This is a genomic window from Corallococcus macrosporus DSM 14697, assembly GCF_002305895.1.
GTDB lineage: Bacteria > Myxococcota > Myxococcia > Myxococcales > Myxococcaceae > Myxococcus > Myxococcus macrosporus.
Genome location: NZ_CP022203.1, coordinates 4,440,715 through 4,457,993, shown reverse-complemented (window position 1 = coordinate 4,457,993; position 17,279 = coordinate 4,440,715). Strand labels below are relative to the sequence as shown.

General features: G+C 70.2%; 17 protein-coding genes. 9 read left to right on the top strand and 8 right to left on the bottom strand.

All coding sequences use genetic code 11. The features are described 5' to 3' along the window. Positions 1-43 precede the first annotated feature (43 nt). Positions 44-247, top strand: coding sequence for a hypothetical protein (locus tag MYMAC_RS36880; protein ID WP_157757514.1), 204 nt, complete (start codon positions 44-46; stop codon positions 245-247). Between the two features lie 44 nt (positions 248-291). Then, on the top strand, positions 292-1,038 hold the full coding sequence (locus tag MYMAC_RS18350; protein ID WP_095959015.1) for a hypothetical protein: 747 nt from the start codon (positions 292-294) through the stop codon (positions 1,036-1,038). A gap of 9 nt (positions 1,039-1,047) precedes the next feature. Here MYMAC_RS18350 and MYMAC_RS18345 read toward each other — a convergent pair whose 3' ends face one another. Together MYMAC_RS18345 and MYMAC_RS18340 are read right to left on the bottom strand one after the other, a co-directional pair. After that, the gene (locus tag MYMAC_RS18345) at positions 1,048-1,776 is read right to left on the bottom strand and encodes a PHP-associated domain-containing protein (protein WP_013940326.1); all 729 of its coding nucleotides are present in this window, start codon (positions 1,774-1,776) and stop codon (positions 1,048-1,050) included. A gap of 62 nt (positions 1,777-1,838) precedes the next feature. Beyond that, positions 1,839-2,114: a hypothetical protein gene (locus tag MYMAC_RS18340; protein ID WP_013940325.1), complete on the bottom strand. Its 276-nt coding sequence runs from the start codon at positions 2,112-2,114 to the stop codon at positions 1,839-1,841. A gap of 229 nt (positions 2,115-2,343) precedes the next feature. Here MYMAC_RS18340 and MYMAC_RS18335 point away from each other — a divergent pair, with 229 nt between their 5' ends. Further along, on the top strand, positions 2,344-2,553 hold the full coding sequence (locus MYMAC_RS18335; protein WP_013940324.1) for a hypothetical protein: 210 nt from the start codon (positions 2,344-2,346) through the stop codon (positions 2,551-2,553). Positions 2,554-2,613: 60 nt separating this feature from the next. Here the strand turns inward: MYMAC_RS18335 and MYMAC_RS18330 are convergent, their stop codons facing one another. Next, positions 2,614-4,767 (bottom strand): alpha-amylase family glycosyl hydrolase, encoded by a 2,154-nt coding sequence (locus MYMAC_RS18330; RefSeq protein WP_095959014.1) that lies wholly within the window; start codon positions 4,765-4,767, stop codon positions 2,614-2,616. Between the two features lie 87 nt (positions 4,768-4,854). Then, positions 4,855-6,735, bottom strand: coding sequence for a serine/threonine-protein kinase (locus MYMAC_RS18325; protein WP_095959013.1), 1,881 nt, complete (start codon positions 6,733-6,735; stop codon positions 4,855-4,857). A gap of 89 nt (positions 6,736-6,824) precedes the next feature. Between MYMAC_RS18325 and MYMAC_RS18320 the strand changes: the two genes are divergently transcribed. Then, positions 6,825-8,210 (top strand): sigma 54-interacting transcriptional regulator, encoded by a 1,386-nt coding sequence (locus MYMAC_RS18320; RefSeq protein WP_095959012.1) that lies wholly within the window; start codon positions 6,825-6,827, stop codon positions 8,208-8,210. 132 nt (positions 8,211-8,342) lie between these two features. Further along, positions 8,343-9,275: a DUF4382 domain-containing protein gene (locus MYMAC_RS18315; protein ID WP_095959011.1), complete on the top strand. Its 933-nt coding sequence runs from the start codon at positions 8,343-8,345 to the stop codon at positions 9,273-9,275. A 118-nt stretch (positions 9,276-9,393) separates the two neighbouring features. Here MYMAC_RS18315 and MYMAC_RS18310 read toward each other — a convergent pair whose 3' ends face one another. Further along, positions 9,394-10,326: a hypothetical protein gene (locus MYMAC_RS18310; protein ID WP_095959010.1), complete on the bottom strand. Its 933-nt coding sequence runs from the start codon at positions 10,324-10,326 to the stop codon at positions 9,394-9,396. Positions 10,327-10,337: 11 nt separating this feature from the next. Further along, entirely contained in the window at positions 10,338-11,030 is a 693-nt protein-coding gene (locus MYMAC_RS18305; protein WP_095959009.1) for a hypothetical protein, read from the bottom strand. 195 nt (positions 11,031-11,225) lie between these two features. On the opposite strand from MYMAC_RS18305, the gene MYMAC_RS18300 reads away from it, so the two are divergent. From MYMAC_RS18300 to MYMAC_RS18285, 4 genes are all read left to right on the top strand, one after another. Then, positions 11,226-11,582: a hypothetical protein gene (locus tag MYMAC_RS18300; RefSeq protein ID WP_013940316.1), complete on the top strand. Its 357-nt coding sequence runs from the start codon at positions 11,226-11,228 to the stop codon at positions 11,580-11,582. Positions 11,583-11,642: 60 nt separating this feature from the next. Further along, entirely contained in the window at positions 11,643-12,281 is a 639-nt protein-coding gene (locus tag MYMAC_RS18295; RefSeq protein WP_095959008.1) for a pentapeptide repeat-containing protein, read from the top strand. A gap of 359 nt (positions 12,282-12,640) precedes the next feature. Beyond that, on the top strand, positions 12,641-14,092 hold the full coding sequence (locus MYMAC_RS18290; protein WP_095959007.1) for an AAA family ATPase: 1,452 nt from the start codon (positions 12,641-12,643) through the stop codon (positions 14,090-14,092). Next, positions 14,089-14,967, top strand: coding sequence for an HNH endonuclease family protein (locus MYMAC_RS18285; RefSeq protein WP_095959006.1), 879 nt, complete (start codon positions 14,089-14,091; stop codon positions 14,965-14,967). Before MYMAC_RS18290 ends, MYMAC_RS18285 begins: the two co-directional genes overlap by 4 nt. A gap of 90 nt (positions 14,968-15,057) precedes the next feature. Here the strand turns inward: MYMAC_RS18285 and MYMAC_RS18280 are convergent, their stop codons facing one another. Both MYMAC_RS18280 and MYMAC_RS18275 read right to left on the bottom strand, forming a co-directional pair. Continuing rightward, positions 15,058-16,584, bottom strand: a complete 1,527-nt coding sequence (locus tag MYMAC_RS18280) for a sensor histidine kinase (RefSeq protein ID WP_043711271.1) — start codon at positions 16,582-16,584, stop codon at positions 15,058-15,060. Beyond that, positions 16,581-17,255, bottom strand: coding sequence for a response regulator transcription factor (locus MYMAC_RS18275; RefSeq protein ID WP_013940311.1), 675 nt, complete (start codon positions 17,253-17,255; stop codon positions 16,581-16,583). Before MYMAC_RS18275 ends, MYMAC_RS18280 begins: the two co-directional genes overlap by 4 nt. Between the last annotated feature and the right edge of the window lie 24 nt (positions 17,256-17,279).

Below are 17,279 nucleotides of genomic sequence, written 5' to 3'. Positions count from 1 at the left end.
GAAAATTCGCTCCGGGCATGGGAGCGGCGCACACTCACGCCCCGTGCCCTTCCCCCCCTCCAAGCGTCCTCCCCGTCACTGCGCGCTGTGCGGCCACCCGGAGCTGACGGACACCCGCGGGCTCGGCCGTTTCCTGCTCGTCGCCGACCCGCATGGCCGCGGCCCCGTCTGCCCGCCCCAGCGCGGCTGTCGCGGCGGCAAGCGCGAGGCGCTGGCGCCATCAGCGCTGACGCAGCCCGCCCGGTGAGCTAATCAGGACACCTGCCGCGCCCTGTTCCCCGCGGAGGTGCCATGTCGCTCGCCTCGTTCCGAACCCTCTCCCTGTCCCTGCTGGCCGCCCTGGGCGCCGGCTGTGCGTCGCAGACGCGCATGCCGCCCGAGGCGCGCACGTCCCTGAACCACGCCCTCACCGGCCCGGAGGCGGAGCAGTACCTCCGCGTCTCCAGCAACGTCACGCCGCTGTTCGGTGACGCCTCCAAGCGCCTGCTGACGCCCTACGCGCCCGAGGACGTCCAGCTGCTCGACGACACGAAGGGCCACCCCATCAACCCCGGCGCCGTGGAGCGCGTCCTCCCCGCGGGGACGAAGCTGCGCATCACCCGCGTGGAGTTCCCCACCTCGTGGGTCATCACCGAGCGCGTCCTCTACAGCCCGCGCGCCTGGCCCTGGGTGTACCTCCAGGAGGCGGGCGCGCCGGAGTCCGCGCCGCCGCTCATCCTGGTGCTGCCGCCCAACCTGGACCGCCCGGAGGCCTTCCGCACCGAGCTGGAGAAGTACCTGTCCGCGCGGGACTTGAAGCCCACGCTGGACGCCCTGCCGCCCGCGGTGCAGGAGGCCATCCGCGAGAAGAAGCTGGTGGCGAACATGTCCGCGGACGCGGTGCGCATGTCCTGGGGCCCGCCGGAGACGGTGCGGCGCTCCCTGGAGGGCACCTCGAAGCACGAGGCGTGGACCTACCCGGGCGCCCGCCGCCGCGTCTTCCTCACCGACGGACGGCTCGCGCGCGCGGAAGAAGGCGGCGCGCAGGTCATCCCCTGAGCTGGGCGGCTAACGGCGGCGGCGCTTGCCACCACCGCGGCCGCCGCCCCCGCCCGACTTGCGAGACGCCTGGGCCTCGCCCGGGCGCGTCAGGCGCGGGAGGTCGCCGGCCATCACCGGCCAGAAGTCCCCCTTCAGCAGCTCGGCCACCAGCTCGGCCTGCGTCTGCACGGGCTGCTTGAAGAGCGTGGCGCCCCGGCCGACCTCGTCGAGCGAGCCGCGGGCGTCGCTGCCGCCCACGCAGGGCAGCTTCATGGCGGCCGCGGCCTCCACGGCCAGGTCATTGGACGTCTGCTTCACCCGGGCGTTGTAGCCCTCCACGGCGCTCAACACGCTGAGCGAGCGGATGAAGTCCATGGCCGGGTGCTGCGAATCCCTGTCATACGGCCGCGCGGCGACGATGGCGGCGCCCAGGGCCTTCACCTTCGGCAGGCACTCGGCGGCGCTCCACGGCTTCTCGCGGTTGCTGCCCCACATCTGCACCGGCTCCGGGGCCAGCTCCGGCTTCGGGAAGAAGCACAGGTACTGCCCGCGGTCCGTCACCAGCTCCAGCCCGACGAAGACCTTCAGCTTGGACTTCGCGCCAATCTCGAAGAGCTCGTCGCAGCCATCCTGGGTGTTCGTCTCGGTGAAGGCCACCCCGTCCAGGCCGAACAAGGCGGCCCGCTCCAGCACGGCGCGAGGGTCCAGCTCGCAACCCTTGGACAGGTGGGAATGGGCGTGCAGGTCGATGAGCATGAGCGCTGCTCCCTAACAGGCCCCCCCGAGCCCTGTCGAGCCTGCAACGCCCTGCCTGCGACTCAGGCGAACGCGTAGGACTGGAAGGCGCCCTGGGCGGCCTGGGTGTTCTTCTCCTCGTAGGTGCGGATGAGGTAGCCCATCAGCATCAGCGAGGAGGTGTTCTCCAGCACCCGGGACGGGTCCTTGGAGATGAGATTCGCACTGTAGTTGAGGAAGAACTGGGCCAGCTCTTCACCCGCCTCCTTGACGATGAGCGCATTCAGCGCGGAGGGCTCCATCGTCCGGATGGTGTTGATGAAGTCTACGGCCAGGTCCTTCTTGGTCTTCATGTCCACGGGCCTTCCCCCTTCCCCACTCCGCCGCCACTCGCGGCCCCCTGCCACGAGCGCCCCACGCCTTCAGGTGCGACCCGAGCAACATAGGCATGCGACAGAGGCTGCAAACCCCCGGGCGGAGACGATCAACGTCGTCACCACGGGGAAGCCGGGTTTTTGACACCCCGGAATGACGCGTGCGATAACCTCCTATTGTCCTGAATCAGCACCGCACAAGGAGTGGCAGGCGATGTTCACGGGCGTGAAGGTCTTCTCCGCCACCAAGGCGAAGGAGCGCGAGGAGCTGGGTGAGAACGTCACCCGGTGGCTGAAGAGCAACTCCGACCTGGAGATTGTGGACCGGGTCGTGTGTCAGTCGTCCGACAACGAATTCCACTGCTACACCCTCGTGCTCTTCTACAAGCACGGCAGGAGTGAGCAGGCAGCGCCGCAGTCCTGAGCGGGATGGACCGGCGGAAGGGGACGGCCCCCCCCTCCACCGGCGCATCCCCGCTTCCCGTTACTCCGGCTGGGGCACGTAGACGGCGACGCCGCGCGGCGGGACGACCAGGACGGTCTCCGTGCCGGCGAGCTGCAGCGTCTGCCCGGTGAAGATGTCCGCGTAGGTGTCGGTGCTCGCGGCCAGGCCCCCCATCAGCTCCACCACCAGCGAGCGCTCCACCGCGCCGCGGTTGATGGCCACCACCGCCCCCCGCCCGTCCGGCAGGTCGCGCTGGAACACGTAGAGGTCGCTCTCCACGCGCAGGGTCCGCCGGGCGCCCGTCTGCAGCGCCTCGTGCGCGATGCGCGCCTGCCCCAGCTTCTGGACGAAGCCGAGCAGCTCCCGCTCCAGCGGCGTCAGCGTGTCACCGAAGCGCATGAGGCGGCGGTTGTCCGGATCCCCCGCGCCCGGCAGGCCGACCTCGTCGCCGTAGTACACCAGGGGCACGCCCGGCTGGGTCAGCACGAAGCCGAAGCCGTACTTCATCTTCTCGAAGGCCGTGGCGTCCGTCACCACCGTGGACGGGCGGTTGGGGCCGAAGGGGTCGCTCCCGTCGCCCTGGAGCTGGCCGGCGGCCTGGGAGATGAAGCGCGCCACGTCGTGGTTGCCCAGGAACGGCGAGTTGAGCGTCCCCGGCGCGTAGAAGACCTCGTTGGCGCGCACCGCGTCGTCCACGCGCTGCAGGCCCTGGCCGTCCGCGAAGGCCTCGCGCAGCGGCCAGTACAGCGGGAAGTCGAACTGGCCATCCAGCTCCCGCGGGCTGATGTAGCGGGCGATCTGCGACCGGCCGTCCGCGCCGACGAACGTCTCGCCCACCAGGTAGAACTCGGTGCCCGTCCGCGCGGTGATCTCCTTCAGCTTCCCGCGGATGGTGCGCCCGGCCACCTGCTCCATGTGCTTCACCGCGTCCAGGCGGAAGCCGTCGAAGTCGGCCTGCTCCAGCCACCACAGCGTGTCCGCGGCGAACTGGTCCACGAAGTCCGTGGAGCGCCAGTTGAAGTCCGGCAGGTAGTCCGTGAACTTGCAGATGAGGCGCTGGGCCTCCCAGTCGCAGTCCTGGGTGCCGCACACGCAGCTCGCGGCGGTGTTGAACCAGCCCTCCTGCCCGTACGTGGTCCAGTAGGGGTGCTCCTGGTGGACGTGGTTGAGCACCAGGTCGGCGATGACGCGCATGCCCCGCTTGTGCGCGGCGGCGGTGAGGGCGCGCAGCTCCGCGAGCGAGCCGAAGCGGTGCTGCGTCTGCCGCGGCTTCGACGGCCAGTAGCCGTGGTAGCCCGTGTAGTACTTGCCGCCGGTGCCGATGAAGCGCCCCTCCGGGTTCTGGTCCACCGGCGAAATCCAGAGCGTGCGCACGCCCAGTGCGTCGAAGTAGCCCTCTTCAATCTTCTGGGTGATGCCCGCGAAGTCACCGCCCAGGTAGTTGGCGATGGGGTCCACGTCCGCCACCGGGCCGTCGTTCTCCGGCTTCGCGTTGTGGAAGCGGTCGGTGAACGCGAAGTACATCAGGCCCGACTCCCAGCGGAAGCGCTCCGGCTCCACCCAGAACGGCAGGTAGAGCGGCTCCGCCTCGCGGCCCTGGCTGTCCCGGGCCACCACCTTCACGTGGTGCTTGCCCTGCTCCAGCCCCGTCACCTGCAGGCGGAAGCGGCCCGTGGCGGCATCGTAGGCCTCCGGCCGGGGCGTGCCATCCAGCGTCAGCACCAGGCCCTCACCCGCGGGCCCCGCCCGGTCGGTGCCGTCCAGGTAGGAGACGTCCACCTCCAGCGCCCCCTCGGGCGTCGCCGTGAAGCGGTTCAGCTCCAGCGCCGGCTGACGGCAATCCGGGACGGTGAGGCGCGAATACTCCTCCGCGCGCACCCAGCGCGAGTACGGGTTCTCCGGGTCGAGCTGCTCCTTGTCACCCACGACGAAGCGGTAGCCGTAGTCGCGTGGCTCCAGGCCCTCCAGGCGCAGCGTGTAGACGCCGTCGCCGCGGTCGGTCATGAGCTGGGGTCTGGACGCGAAGTTGTTCCATTCCCCCGAAACCTGCACGGCGTCCGCGACGGACTGCCGCGGTGCGTAGGTCAACGTCACGTCGCAGGTCCGTACAGGGATGGAGTCGGACTCACCACACGCGGCGGCGGTCAGCAGCGCGGGGATGGTCAGCAGTCGAGGGAGGCGGAGGTGCGTCATGCGAGCCTCCTTCTACGGGAGGCCCCCTTGCTTTTCCAAGCCCCCGGCACGTCGCGGGATGACGTGTCGCGTCGAATTCCGGACGACCTATCGCGTTTCGTACTCCTGCAGGATGCGCAGGACGGTGCTCGCGAGCGGGTGGTCCGAGGGCGCCAGCTCCAGGAAGCGGTGATAGCTCCGGGCCCCCGCCTCCATCCGCCCGAGCTTGACCTCCACCGCGCCCATCAGCAGGTAGCACTCCGCGTTGCCCGGCTCGAGCCGGGCACACTCCCGGGCGGAGCTCAGCGCGGCCGGGTGGTTCCCCGCGCGCTGGTGGGCACGGCCGGCGGTGAGCACCCGCTGCGCCGGCCCGGACGGCGCCGGCACCAGGGACTGGGCCTGGGCGAGCCCCGCCTCCCCCAGCAGCGCCCCCTGGGCTGGCCGCGGCTGCCCCCGGGCGCCCGTGCCGCTCACCGGGACGGCCTTCACGCCCCGCGCGCCCGCGGACGTCCGCGTCGCGCTGCCACGCCCGGCCGCCGCCCGCGCCTCGCCGTCCGACAGGCCGTCGTTTCCCGCCACCTCTTCATCGTCCTCGCTGGCCATGTCACGGCCAGGTGACGCCGGCTCGGGCCGCGGTGACGCGGCCACGGGCGCGGCGGGTGGCGAGGGGGGCGGCCCCATCCGCACCGCCCTGGGCGGCCCGGGCTCGCGAGGCGCCTCCAGGGCGGCGGCCCGCAGATCCGCCCCCACCCACGTCACCGCCACCACCACGAGCACCGCGGCCAACACCAGCCCGACGCCGGACACCCACTGCGAGGCGCGGCTGCCCTCGGCGAGCAGGCCCAACCGGGTCGGGCGCGGCGCGGGGGGCGCGTCCTCCAGCTCCGGCGCCACCACGTCCACCGGCTCGCGCTCCTCGGTCCGGAGGTCCAGCGCCTCCAGGGCCGGCACGCCATGCTGCGTGGGCGCTGGCAGTGGGGGCGCCTCGCGCCAGATGGACACCTCTTCGACGAAGGACGGCGGCACCCGGGCGTCCATCCCGAGCGCCTCCAGGTCCTGGCGGAACAGCTCCCGCAGCAGGTACGCCACGGACATGGGGGAGAAGCGCGGCGTGGACGAGTACAGGAACCCGGCCAGGGCGTCCCCCAGCTCGTGCGCGGACTCGAAGCGCGCCTCCTTGTTCAGCGCCAGCGCCTTCTGGAGGATGGCGTCCAGCGCCACCGGGATGTCGGGCCGCACCTGCCGTGGCGACGGCAGCCGCTGGCCGTCGTTCAGCCGCTTCAGCACCGCGTGGACCTGCCCCTCCAAGGGCAGCCGGCCGCAGAGCATCTGGAACAGCACCACGCCGGTGGCCCAGACGTCCGTGCGGGCGTCTACCGCCTCCCCGCGCGCCTGCTCGGGCGAGAAGAACAGGTACTTGCCCTTCACGACGCCGGGCTCGGTGTTGAAGCCGCGCAGCGAGCGCGCCTTGGCGATGCCAAAGTCGACGATCTTGACCTGGCCCTCGTAGCTGATGAGGACGTTGTCGGGGGAGATGTCGCGGTGGACGATGCCCAGGGGCTCGCCCCGCTCGTCGCCGCGGGTGTGGGCGTAGTGCAGGCCGCGGCACATCTCCATGGCGATGAAGACGGCGATGGGCACCGGCAGGCTGTGGAAGCCGGAGCGCAGCGCCCGCTTGAGGACACGATGGAGCGGCTGGCCCTCCACCAGCTCCATGGCCAGGAAGTACTGCCCGTCCACCTTCCCGAAGTCGAACACCTGCGCGATGGCCCCATGCGACAGCGAGGCGGAGATGCGCGCCTCGCTGATGAACATGGATACGAAGGCCTCGTCGTTGGCGTGCTCCGGGAGCACCTTCTTGATGAGCACGGGCTTGGTGACGCCCGCCGCCCCCCTCAGCCGCGCGCGCCAGGTCTCCGCCATGCCCCCCTGGCCCACCCGCTCCTGGAGTTCGTACCGGCCGAATCGTTCTCGTGGCGCGCTTGCCATTCGCGGGTAATACCCCCTCTCAAAGTTTACCGTATAACCCGGGATTGCGGAGCCCAACCCCGCAAGACGGCTGTGATATCTTCCGCGCCGTGGCGAGTCTGGGAGACGAGGAAGGGGACGACGAGCTGGTCCGCACCGACGCGTTGCCGGCCATGCGCGTCCAACGCGTTCGCACGCGGCTGGTGGTGTTGTCGGGCCCGGACGCCGGTCGCGACTGGCCGCTGATGCCGGGCCGTTACCGCGTGGGCTCGGGCCGGGACGCGGACATCCTCCTATCGGACCGGGCGGTGTCGCGGCAGCACCTCATCCTGGAGGTGGGTGACGGCGGCGTGCGCGCCGTGGATCCGGGCTCGCGCAACGGCTCGTATTGCGAAGGCATGCGCTTCCAGGAGCTGGAGGTGCGCACGGGCGCGGTCCTCAAGCTGGGCACCACCGAGCTGAAGCTGGTGCCGGAGAGCGAGCGTCCCCGGGCGCGGCCCCTGTCCGCGCGCAGCGCGTTCGGCGCGCTGGTGGGCAACAGCCGCCGCATGCGGGAGCTCTTCACCCTGCTGGAGCGGCTGTCCGCGGGGGAGTCGGACGTGCTCATCCAGGGCGAGACGGGCACGGGCAAGGAGCTGTGCGCGGAGGCCATCCACACGCACAGCCCTCGCGCCAAGGGGCCCTTCGTCATCGCCGACCTGGCGGGCATCGCCCCGGCGCTGCTGGAGAGCGAGCTGTTCGGCCACGTGAAGGGCGCCTTCACCGGGGCCCACTCCGACCGCGCGGGCGCCTTCGAGCGCGCCCATGGGGGCACCCTCTTCCTGGACGAAGTCGGCGAACTGCCGCTGGAGGTCCAGCCGCGCCTCCTGCGGGCACTGGAGCGCCGGCAGGTGAAGCGCGTGGGCTCCAACGACTACCGCACCGTGGACGTGCGCGTGGTGGCGGCCACCCACCAGGACCTGGAGGGCGCGGTGCAGGCCGGGCGCTTCCGGGGGGACCTGTTCCACCGGCTCGCGGTGCTGCGCGTGGCCCTGCCGCCGCTGCGGGAGCGGCTGGAGGACGTGCCGCTGCTCGTGGACACGGTGCTGACGCGCATGGGGCGGCCGCCCAGCGCGCTGTCGGATCAGACGCGCGCCCTGCTCGCCCAGTACCCGTGGCCGGGCAACGTGCGCGAGCTGCGCAACGTCGTGGACCGCGTGGTGAACCTGGGCGACGAGGCCCTGCCGGACCTCCCGGACCTGCCCCCCTCCGTCGAGGACCCCTCCACGTTGCCGCCGCCCTCGGACGACCCGGAGAGCACGCGGCCCATCTCCCTGGACCTCCCCTTCAAGGAGGCCAAGGACCGCATCATCGACGGCTTCGAGCGCGACTACCTGCGCGCCCTCATCGACCGGTGCGAGGGCAACGTGTCCCGCGCCGCGCGCGAGGCGGGCATCGACCGCGTCTACCTGCGCAAGCTGCTCCGGAAGCACGGCCTGGACACGGCCTCCGCGTAGGTGGGCGCGGGGCCTGACCCCGTGCCTCCGCGGCGACATGTCCACTTCGGCGTGGCCGGTTTCCCCCAGGCCGGGTCTCTCCTGGTCAAAGGTCCGGCATTCCGCTGGGCCTCTGCCTGGGACGTGCCGACCATGACTCTTCGTTCGCGCCTGCGCTCGGCCCTGCGGGCCTTGCTCCCCGTCGCCCTGCTCCCGCTGATGGCTTGCGGTGGAAGCGAGGGCAAGCTCACGGTGCTGCTGACGGACGCCCCTGGTGACGACATCCGCACCGCCGTTGTCACCATTTCGGAAATCTACCTTCAGGGCGGCAACGACGGCGAAGGTGGCCGCGTGGTGCTGCGCGATACGCCCGCCACGGTGAACCTGCTGGAGCTCGCCAACAGCACGTCCGAGCTGGTGTCCGACGCCGTGGTCCCCAACGGCGACTACTCCGAGCTTCGCTTCGTCATCACCGGCGGCTACATCGAGGTGGCGAACACGGACGGCACCACCACGGTGTTCGCGTCGTCGGATGACTACCTCGGGCTGCCGCCGGAGACGCAGGTGGGCGGGCGGCTGCACATGCCCAGCTACGGCGCGTCCGGGCTGAAGGTGAAGTTCTCCGAGAAGCTGACCATCGAAGGTGAGCAGAAGGTGCTGCTCGTGGACTTCGACGTGGGCCAGAGCTTCGGCAAGGAGGCGGGCAACTCGGGCCGGTGGGTGATGCGCCCGGTCATCAAGTCCGCCGAGGTGACGGCGTCCGGCAGCATCCGCGTGACGGCGGACAAGGACGCCACCGTGGCGCTGCCGGTGGTGGATGACCGTCAGGTGACGCTGGGTGACTTCAACGCGGTGATGACGAACGAGGCCGGCAGCCGGGAGCGGCTGGCGCTGACCGACGAGGACGGCGACGGCACCTACGAAGCCGTCTTCAAGTTCCTCATCCCGGGCACCTTCACGGTGGAGCTGGAGGCGCCCGCCTCCGTCAGCGCGACCACCACGCCGGATGCCCCGGTGACGGTGGAGGTGGGCTCTGGCCGCGACGTGGCCCACCACTTCACGGTGACGGGAGCGAGCCCGCGGTAGGGCCCGCTCGGAACAAGATTACGTGGGGACTGGCGCGGGGTCGGTTCCCATGGCGAGGCGTCGGGGCATCCTCCCCGGCGCCTCGTTTTTTTCCGGGCCCGCCTGTACGGAAGGCCGCTCAGTAGACGACGAGCGCCTGCGGCGCGTGGTAGCTCACGATGGTGAGCACCGGGATGCGCGGCGCCTCGTCATCCGTCTCCGCGCCGCCCGAAGTCAGGCGCACGCCGTCGAAGCGCGCGAGGATGACGTAGTCGCGCCGCGTCTCCAGGAACGGGTCGGCGCCCGCCAGCCGCCCGAGCGCCTCACGGCCCGTCTCGTCGGAGACGTTCTCCACGAAGCGCCGCGTCGTGTTGCGGCTGGAGCGCTCGGCCGTGCTCGCCGCGCCGCGCCCGCCCACGTCACCCGAGTACGCGGTGACGGAGTCGATGCGCTCGCCATACCCGACGACTTCGTCCGTCTGGACGGAGCTGAGGGCGTGCTCCACCAGCCACACCGTGGGGCGCTCGCCTTCCGAGCGCTGGTCCGCGACCTGGGCGCGCAGCAGCACATAGCGGCCCTTGTACGTGTCCGGCCGGTCCATGGCGGAGGCCAGCGAGAAGATGGGGATCTGCTTCTCCTGGAGGTAGCGCAGCTCGCCCGTCACGCTGCCGCCGCGCTGGGCCACCACGCGGGCGATGAGCTTCGCCCCCTCCGGGCGGACGCGCAGGTCCTGCGCCCAGGCGCCCCCCAGCAGCGCGTTGAGCTGGGTGAAAGGCGTGTGCTCGATGCAGGCCTTGAGCCCGTCCCAGGCCTCGTCGCGCGAAGCGCCCTGGAGCCGGCGCGCTGCGGCTTCACACACGGCCGGGTTCGCGTAACGCGCGGCGAAGGCCTTGGGGTCCGCGGTGGGACTGGGCGCGGGCGGCTCCGGCGGCGGCCGCCGGGCGACGAACACCGCTTCGTCCTCGCGAGGCGCGTCCTCCGACCACGTCACGTGGGAGTGCGAAGCACCGCAGCCCGCGGCGAGCGGCCCCAGCAGGGCCCAGGTGGACAGCATCCAGGAAGGACGGCGCATGGGCGGAACTCCTAGAGGGAAGCGGAGCCAGGGCTGGAGGAGCGGGTGCGCTGCTGGACGGTCGGCGAGGGCCGAGAAGCGGCGCCAGGCAGCACGACGGCGCACGCAGCCGCGCAACGGTCGCTGAGGCACGCCTGCGTCTGGGGCGCGGTCGCCTGCTGCGCCACCTCCGCGTAGCAGCGGTCCGCGGTGCCCGGGCAGTTGGCGCGGGCGGCGCACTCGCAGCACGGCGAGGCCACCGTGGCCATGAACTGCACCTCTTGAAGGACATTGGCCAGCGCGCGGTAGCAGGCCCGGGCGGCGGGAGCGAAGCGCCCCTTCGAATCCACCACGAAGGACGTGCCGTCCAGCCCGCACTGGTCCACGGCGGTGATGTAGCGCCGCTCACACAGCGCGGTCAGCGTCGCGTCCGGACGGCCCTCGCGGATGTTGCCCACCGCCTCCGAGCACAGCGCGCGGCCCACGTCCTGGAGGAGCTTCTTGTTGGACGCGTCCTGTGAATCGCTGGGCGCGCCAGCGGACAGGTCCGCCTCGAAGACGCACTCCTTCCCCGCGCGCAGGGTGTCCACCGTGCAGGACCAGGCGGTGGGAGACTCATCCGCGACAGGGGGCGCGGCGAGCGCCTCGGGCGGAATCACGGGCGCGGGAGAGTCCGGCGCCGAACCCAACAGGAAAAGGGAGACGAGGATCGCCTTCATGGACATGGCAGGTTAGGACGGCGGGCTTCCACGTACAAACCGCCTCGCGGCAACTGTTCCGTGGAGAGGGACGTCCTCCCCTTCCCTACCTTCGCCGCGTGGCACCGACGTGCGCCATTGGACGGCATGAGGGGCTCGGAGCCCTGGAGCCACCGCGTGTGCCCGCGCATGATGGCACGCGGGTTTCCTTGCAAGAGGTGGATGGTGGGACGTGCGGACGACGCGGTGTGGCGGCCTTACGAAGACGGCGGCTCCCTGGGCTGGATGGGGACGCAGGGCGGCACCATCGCGCGGGATGAAGACTTCGGGGGGCTGGCGCGACTCACCTACGAACTGGACGACAGCCGCTCCTTCCACGCCCTCTCCTGCTCCGTCACCGGCTGGCTCCTCTACCACCGCTTCTTCGACAACGCGGCCGCGGCCAGCGCCGCCTTCGAGGAGATGAAGCCCGCGCTCGAAGCGCTCCTCACGCAGCTCCCCGAAGGCGGCCCGTCGGTGCCCGGCAACGCGCGCCTCGGCGGCCCCATCCTGGCGGCCTTCACGGTGCGCTACGGATAGCGACCAGGAGCGAAAAGCCTTGGTCACCACGGCCCTTCTGGCGTTAGTGACGGGCCCGCCATGGCCCCCCACCGCATCCATGAAGAAGACAGCTTCGAGCACGAGACCTTCGCCGACCTGAGCCTCCAGGAGGCGGACCTGAGCGGGAAGGAGTTCTACGGCTGCACGTTCCAGAACTGCACCCTCCAGGAGAGCCGTTGGACGCGGGCCAGGCTGGAGGACTGCGTCTTCACCGGCTGCGACCTCACCCGGGCCCGGTTCACCGACACGTCCCTGCGCGGCGTGCGCTTCGAGAGCTCCAAGCTGATGGGCATCGACTGGACGGACGTGGGCACCTTCCCCGAGGTCAGCTTCGACGGCTCGAACCTGCGCTACTGCACCTTCGCGGGGCTCAGCCTGCGCAAGACGTCCTTCCTGCGCTGCACGGCGCTGGAGATGAACTTCATCGACACGGACCTGTCCGAAGCGGACTTCAGCGAGTCGGACATCACCGGCAGCAACTTCCGGGGCTGCACGCTCACGAAGGCGGACTTCGCGGCCGCGAAGGGCGTGTTCATCGACCCCGCACGCAACCGGGTGAAGGCCACGCGCATCCCCGTGGACGCCGCGGTGAACTTCGTCCAGACACTGGGGCTGGTGGTGGCGGGTTACGGGGACGGGCCGGCGGCGCCGAAGACGGAACGGAAGAAGGGCCGCTAGTGGAGTGTCCACCCATGAGCGCCAGAGGCCCATGGTGGCGATGTGCACCATCGACAGGTGGTTGGCGGCAGGCTTCACATGGCGCGCCGCTGCCCTTCGATTTTGCGTCAGGTGGTTGACGAGGTGTTCGACGCGGCAGCGCTTGCGGCATGAACCATCCCCCGACTCGCGCAGTGCCGCCTGGTATCTCCCGAACCTGAACGTGAGTGGCTTGCCCCGGCGCGAAGCATTCGCAAGGGCCCTGGCGGCTCCATCCGCGCCGCTCCCGCGTTGAAATGGCGCGCTCGGGTGTACGGAGCCTGGCCAGGCCCACCGCCATGCTTCTTGCAGCATGGAAAGGTGTATGTGACCTTGCATCCATGTACATCCGCCATCTTGCGGTCGATAACCTGAAACGACTCGGGCGTTTCGAACTCGACTTCACGCACCGCAGTGAGCCCCGCATGTGGACGGTGCTCATTGGCGAAAACGGGACGGCCAAGACCTCGCTCCTCCAAGCCATCGCGCTGGCAGCGGCAGGTTACAAAGAGGTCAGCGGGCTCGCCGGATCCGCGGTCAAACACCTGTGCGACCGGCGAAAAGAAGAATCCATGTCGATCGAAGTTGAGTTCATGTTCGGTCCCGGCTCAGTCGCAGGAGGCAGCAAGATCCACCCGCTGGCGTCTCCAAAGGCCAGGCACAGGCCAGCGGGCTTGGAACTCCGCTCTCGCGTCCTCCTCCCTTTCGGCACCACCTCCCTGGATGCCGATGCCCACTATCTTGGCGTGCCCTCTAAGTCGGACACGCGTGATCCCCTCGCCGAGGCGCGAGCCACCAACGCGCCTCTCTGGTTCGTTGCGGGCTATGGCATCTCTCGCGCGCTGCCGGATGCGAATGAGACGCCAACCCTGACTCGCCCTTCCATCGAGCGCCTGGAGCCTTTGTTCCGGCAGAAACAGCTCGCATCGATTGGCTTCGCGAACCACTTCCTTGAGAAGGATCAGCGAGAAAACCGCAAGCTGGGAGAGACATCACGCCGCTTCAGCCGAATGCTGAACCAAGCCGTCAAGCTGGGGGGCGCCGACCTCTTTCCGGGGCTGGCGCGCCTGGAGTTGCGCGGCCAGGGAGGCACCCGCTCCAGCATGTCGCTCATCGAGAGCGACCGCTTCTACCAGGTCATGGCCCGGAACCAGGATCCGGTCGCCATTGCGGGGGTCGCGCTCTCCCACGGATACCAGTCGACCTTCGCATGGATCGCGGATCTCATCGGCCATGTTCTACTGGAGTCGAAGACCGAGTTGGACACCACCGACATGGAGGGACTCGTCCTCATTGATGAGATCGACCTCTACCTGCATCCAACCTGGCAAGCGCGCTTCATTCCAGCCCTGCGCCGCGTCTTCCCCCGCATGCAGTTCGTGGCAACCACCCACTCCCCTGTCGTGCTGTCATCGCTGGCTCCCCATGAGGTGGTCCGGCTCGTGGTGGACGAGGAGACGGGCGACATCGTCCAGGGGGGCTGGGATCGGCAGGGAGGACAGTTCCGTCCAGGGGTTCAAGACGCCGAGCATCAGCCGGATCCTCGGCTCATGACTGGCGGTGAGTTGTACCGGACGTGGTTCGGACTCGAAGGCATGACGCCCAATCCGCTGGGGGAAAAACTCCGGCGGCTCCAGGTCCTCGCGGCCCACCCCAAGCCGACAGGCGCTCAGTCGCGGGAACTGAAGGAACTACTCGGCCAGATGCGGAGAGAGCTCATTCAGCGGCTCGGAAGAGCCGAGGGCACGAAAGCCTTTGAAGACCTCTCGGCGAACCGAGGGAGCGCGCAGTGATCCGCATCGCTCGCGGTGCCGCGCCCATCGGCCTTGAAAAATCCGCCCCCCGGTACCAAGCCGCCGCCGCGAAGGTCTTCAACCGACACAGGGGGATGTCCGACGCCCTGCAGGAAATCCTGAGCAAAGGCTACAACTCTCGCGCGACCAAGCAGGCCCTGTACCTCGCCCAGCACGAGAAGTGCGCATGGTGCGAGCGCCAGATGGATTTCAGCAGCTCGCCGGTCGAGCATTACCGCCCTAAAGATGGTGCCTGGAGGCACCTCCCTGGCCAGAAGCCTCGTATCGACAAGGGGCATTACTGGTGGCTGGCCTGGAGCTGGTCGAACCTGCTGTTTTCCTGCAGCCGATGTAATGACCGTGGCCACAAGGCGAACTACTTCCCACTGCGCCGCAAGACTCGAAAAGCCCGTGCACCCAAGGCGCCCGTTTCACGCTCGCGGCCCGACTCCATCTCGGACGTGTCCAAGGAGCGGCCGCTGTTGCTCGATCCGGCGGGAGCCGAAGACCCGCTCGACCACATCGAGTGGTACCCCACGAACACCCGCTTCAACCGGCGAGACTGGCTCTGGACGCCCCTGGGCCTGACGGACGAGGGGAGAGCAACCATCGAAATCCTCCAGCTCAGCGAATTGGCGGGCCGGGCTCAGGGCCATGTGAGATCGCTGCTGCCGATCATCGAAGAAGTGGAGCAACATCTGGCCGCTGGCCGTATCCCCGAGGCGCACAAACGGTGGAACCAACTGATCGCGGACAGCTTCACCCCGGAAGCACAGTGGTCCGCATTCGCGTGGCACGCGCTTCGTCACCTCGTACCTCCCTCCTACAGGGCCCAGCACCAGCTCGCAGACCCGCGCAGACCCGGCGCGCCTTGACGTGCCGGGCGGTACATTGCCTCAAGTTCGTCCTGAAGAGCCTCGTCGAACAACTCGTGCCGATTCCCTCGCCATGGCCTGATCGGCGCTCTAACTGGCGGACGCCCCCTCCAGCACGACCTCCAGCCCTCCATACTCCGACGGCGCCAGCGTCAGGCTCCAGCCATGCACCCGCGCGACGTGCTGAGTGATGTGCAGGCCCAGCCCCTGCCCCTGGATTCCCCGGGTGCGCGCGGCGTTCCCGCGGAAGCGCCGCTCCATCAGCCGGACGCGCTCCTCCTCCGGGATGCCGGGCCCGTCATCGATGACGCGCAGGAGGAAGCGCTGGTCTCTCGAATGCTCCAACACCACGGCGACGTGACCGTCCTCGCGGCCGTGGTGGATGCCGTTGAACACGAGGTTGCTCACGGCCTGCTCGATGAGCGTGACGTCCCCGTGGACCCGGACGGCCGCCTCCGGCACGCCGCTCTCCAGGGCGATCCGCTGCTGCCGGGCGATGGGCTGATGCCGCCCCAGCACCCGTGACACCACCGCGTTCAAGTCCACGGCCGCCCATTGGACCCGCGGCTGTCCCGCCTCGAGCCGCGCGGCCGCCGCGAGGTTGTGGACCAAGGACGCGATGTAGTGCGCCTCGCCCATCGCGTCGCCCACCACGGAGGGCTCCAGCGCTTCACCGCGGCTCAGCCGCTGCTGGAGCGCGGACAGGTGCCCTTGCAGCACCGTGAGCGGCGTCATCACGTCGTGCGTGGTGTTCGCGAGGAAGTCCCGCAGGGCCTGCTCGCGCGCCTCCTGCTGGGAGAGCTGCCGCTGGATTTCGGCGCGGGCCTCCTGGAAGGCGCGAGCCAACTCGGCGACCTCGTCATGGCCGCGGACCAACACCGGCTCCGCGTAGCGGCTGTTCGCGGAGGCGCGGACCTCCGCGGTGAGCTGCCGCACGCGCCGGACCACCGGCCCCAGCGCCACCACCATCGCGAGCACGGCGAGCAACGGGACGCCCAGCACCTCTGGGGGCGGAATGCCCCCCATCGGCGGCCCCCGGGGCTCCAGCCGCCGCGCGAGGATGAAGGCACAAGGGCCTTCCTCCCACGGCATCCGGACGAGGACCTCCAGCACGCTCGCGCCGTCCCGGCTCGTGCGGCGGACGACCGTCGCCCCTCCGTCCAGGGCTTCGCGCCGGACAGACTCGGGGAGGACGGGCGCGGACGGGTTCTGGGAGTCGAGCGTGGTGTCGTAGGCGTAGTGGGCAACGCCCATGGGCCACGGACCGGGCTCACCCTTTGGAGGAGGGCCGCCAGGTCCACCCGGGCCGTCCCTGCGAGGCGGCCCATCCGGACCGGGAGGCCCGTTCATCCCCAAGCGTCCCTCCGGCCCGCGCCCCTCCATCCCAGGCGGCGGTGGCCGTCCCTCCCGAGGCATGGGCCCCCGCCGCGCCAGCCACGTCGCGGGCCGCGCCTCACAGCGCTCCCGCTCACCGGCCTGCATCCGCGCCAGCGTGGACGCCTCCAACACCTCCGCCTGGCCGCGCTGCCGCAGCGAGTGCTGCACGTACCCCACGCTCGCGACCACCGGCACGGACACCGCGACCACCGTGAGCGCCAACCGCAGACGAAGCTTCACGTTCCATCCCCCGGCACGAGCCGGTAGCCCACGCCCCAGACGGTCTCCACGCCATGCCGCGCGCCCAGCTTCCGCCGGAGCCGGGACACGTGCACATCCAGCGTCCGCTCGGTCCCCTCCCGCTCCGGATCCATCACATGGTCCACCAGCCACTGCCGCGTCACGGCCTCGCGCGGCCGGCGGGCCAGCGCCGCGAGCAGCGCGAACTCCACCCGCGTCAACTCCACGGGCTGGCCATGGACCTGGACCTCGTGGGACGCGAGGTCGAGGCGCAGCGGCCCCAGCTCCACCACGGCGTCCGGCTTCTGCAACGCCGGCCGGCGCAGCCGGGCCCGCACCCGCTCAATGAGCTCCTCGGGCCAGAACGGCTTCGTCAGGTAGTCATCGGCGCCCAGCTTCAGCGCCCGCACCTTGTCCAGGGTGTCGTTGCGAGCGCTGAGGATGAGCACCGGCACCTCCGAGAAGGCCCGCAGCGACTTCAACATGTCCAGGCCGTAGGTGCCGGGGAGCATCAGGTCCAGCACGACCAGGCTCACGTCGGGCAGCTCGCCGGGGGCCAGCACGCGGCCCTCCCGCCACCACGCGGGCTCGAAGCCCGCGCCGCGCAGGTGCTCGACAATCTGCGCGCCGAGCTGCGGGGCGTCCTCCACGAGCAGGATGCGCTCTCCCATGCCGTCTGCCTCCTCGTCCACCCC

Bases quoted from the DNA above. Each gene is read 5' to 3' on its own strand.
- MYMAC_RS18350 (WP_095959015.1), top strand. From the start codon at position 292: ATGTCGCTCGCCTCGTTCCGAACCCTCTCCCTGTCCCTGCTGGCCGCC.
- MYMAC_RS18345 (WP_013940326.1), bottom strand. From the start codon at position 1,776: ATGCTCATCGACCTGCACGCCCATTCCCACCTGTCCAAGGGTTGCGAG.
- MYMAC_RS18335 (WP_013940324.1), top strand. From the start codon at position 2,344: ATGTTCACGGGCGTGAAGGTCTTCTCCGCCACCAAGGCGAAGGAGCGC.
- MYMAC_RS18330 (WP_095959014.1), bottom strand. From the start codon at position 4,767: ATGACGCACCTCCGCCTCCCTCGACTGCTGACCATCCCCGCGCTGCTG.
- MYMAC_RS18325 (WP_095959013.1), bottom strand. From the start codon at position 6,735: ATGGCAAGCGCGCCACGAGAACGATTCGGCCGGTACGAACTCCAGGAG.
- MYMAC_RS18315 (WP_095959011.1), top strand. From the start codon at position 8,343: ATGACTCTTCGTTCGCGCCTGCGCTCGGCCCTGCGGGCCTTGCTCCCC.
- MYMAC_RS18310 (WP_095959010.1), bottom strand. From the start codon at position 10,326: ATGCGCCGTCCTTCCTGGATGCTGTCCACCTGGGCCCTGCTGGGGCCG.
- MYMAC_RS18305 (WP_095959009.1), bottom strand. From the start codon at position 11,030: ATGTCCATGAAGGCGATCCTCGTCTCCCTTTTCCTGTTGGGTTCGGCG.
- MYMAC_RS18300 (WP_013940316.1), top strand. From the start codon at position 11,226: ATGGTGGGACGTGCGGACGACGCGGTGTGGCGGCCTTACGAAGACGGC.
- MYMAC_RS18295 (WP_095959008.1), top strand. From the start codon at position 11,643: ATGGCCCCCCACCGCATCCATGAAGAAGACAGCTTCGAGCACGAGACC.
- MYMAC_RS18290 (WP_095959007.1), top strand. From the start codon at position 12,641: ATGTACATCCGCCATCTTGCGGTCGATAACCTGAAACGACTCGGGCGT.
- MYMAC_RS18275 (WP_013940311.1), bottom strand. From the start codon at position 17,255: ATGGGAGAGCGCATCCTGCTCGTGGAGGACGCCCCGCAGCTCGGCGCG.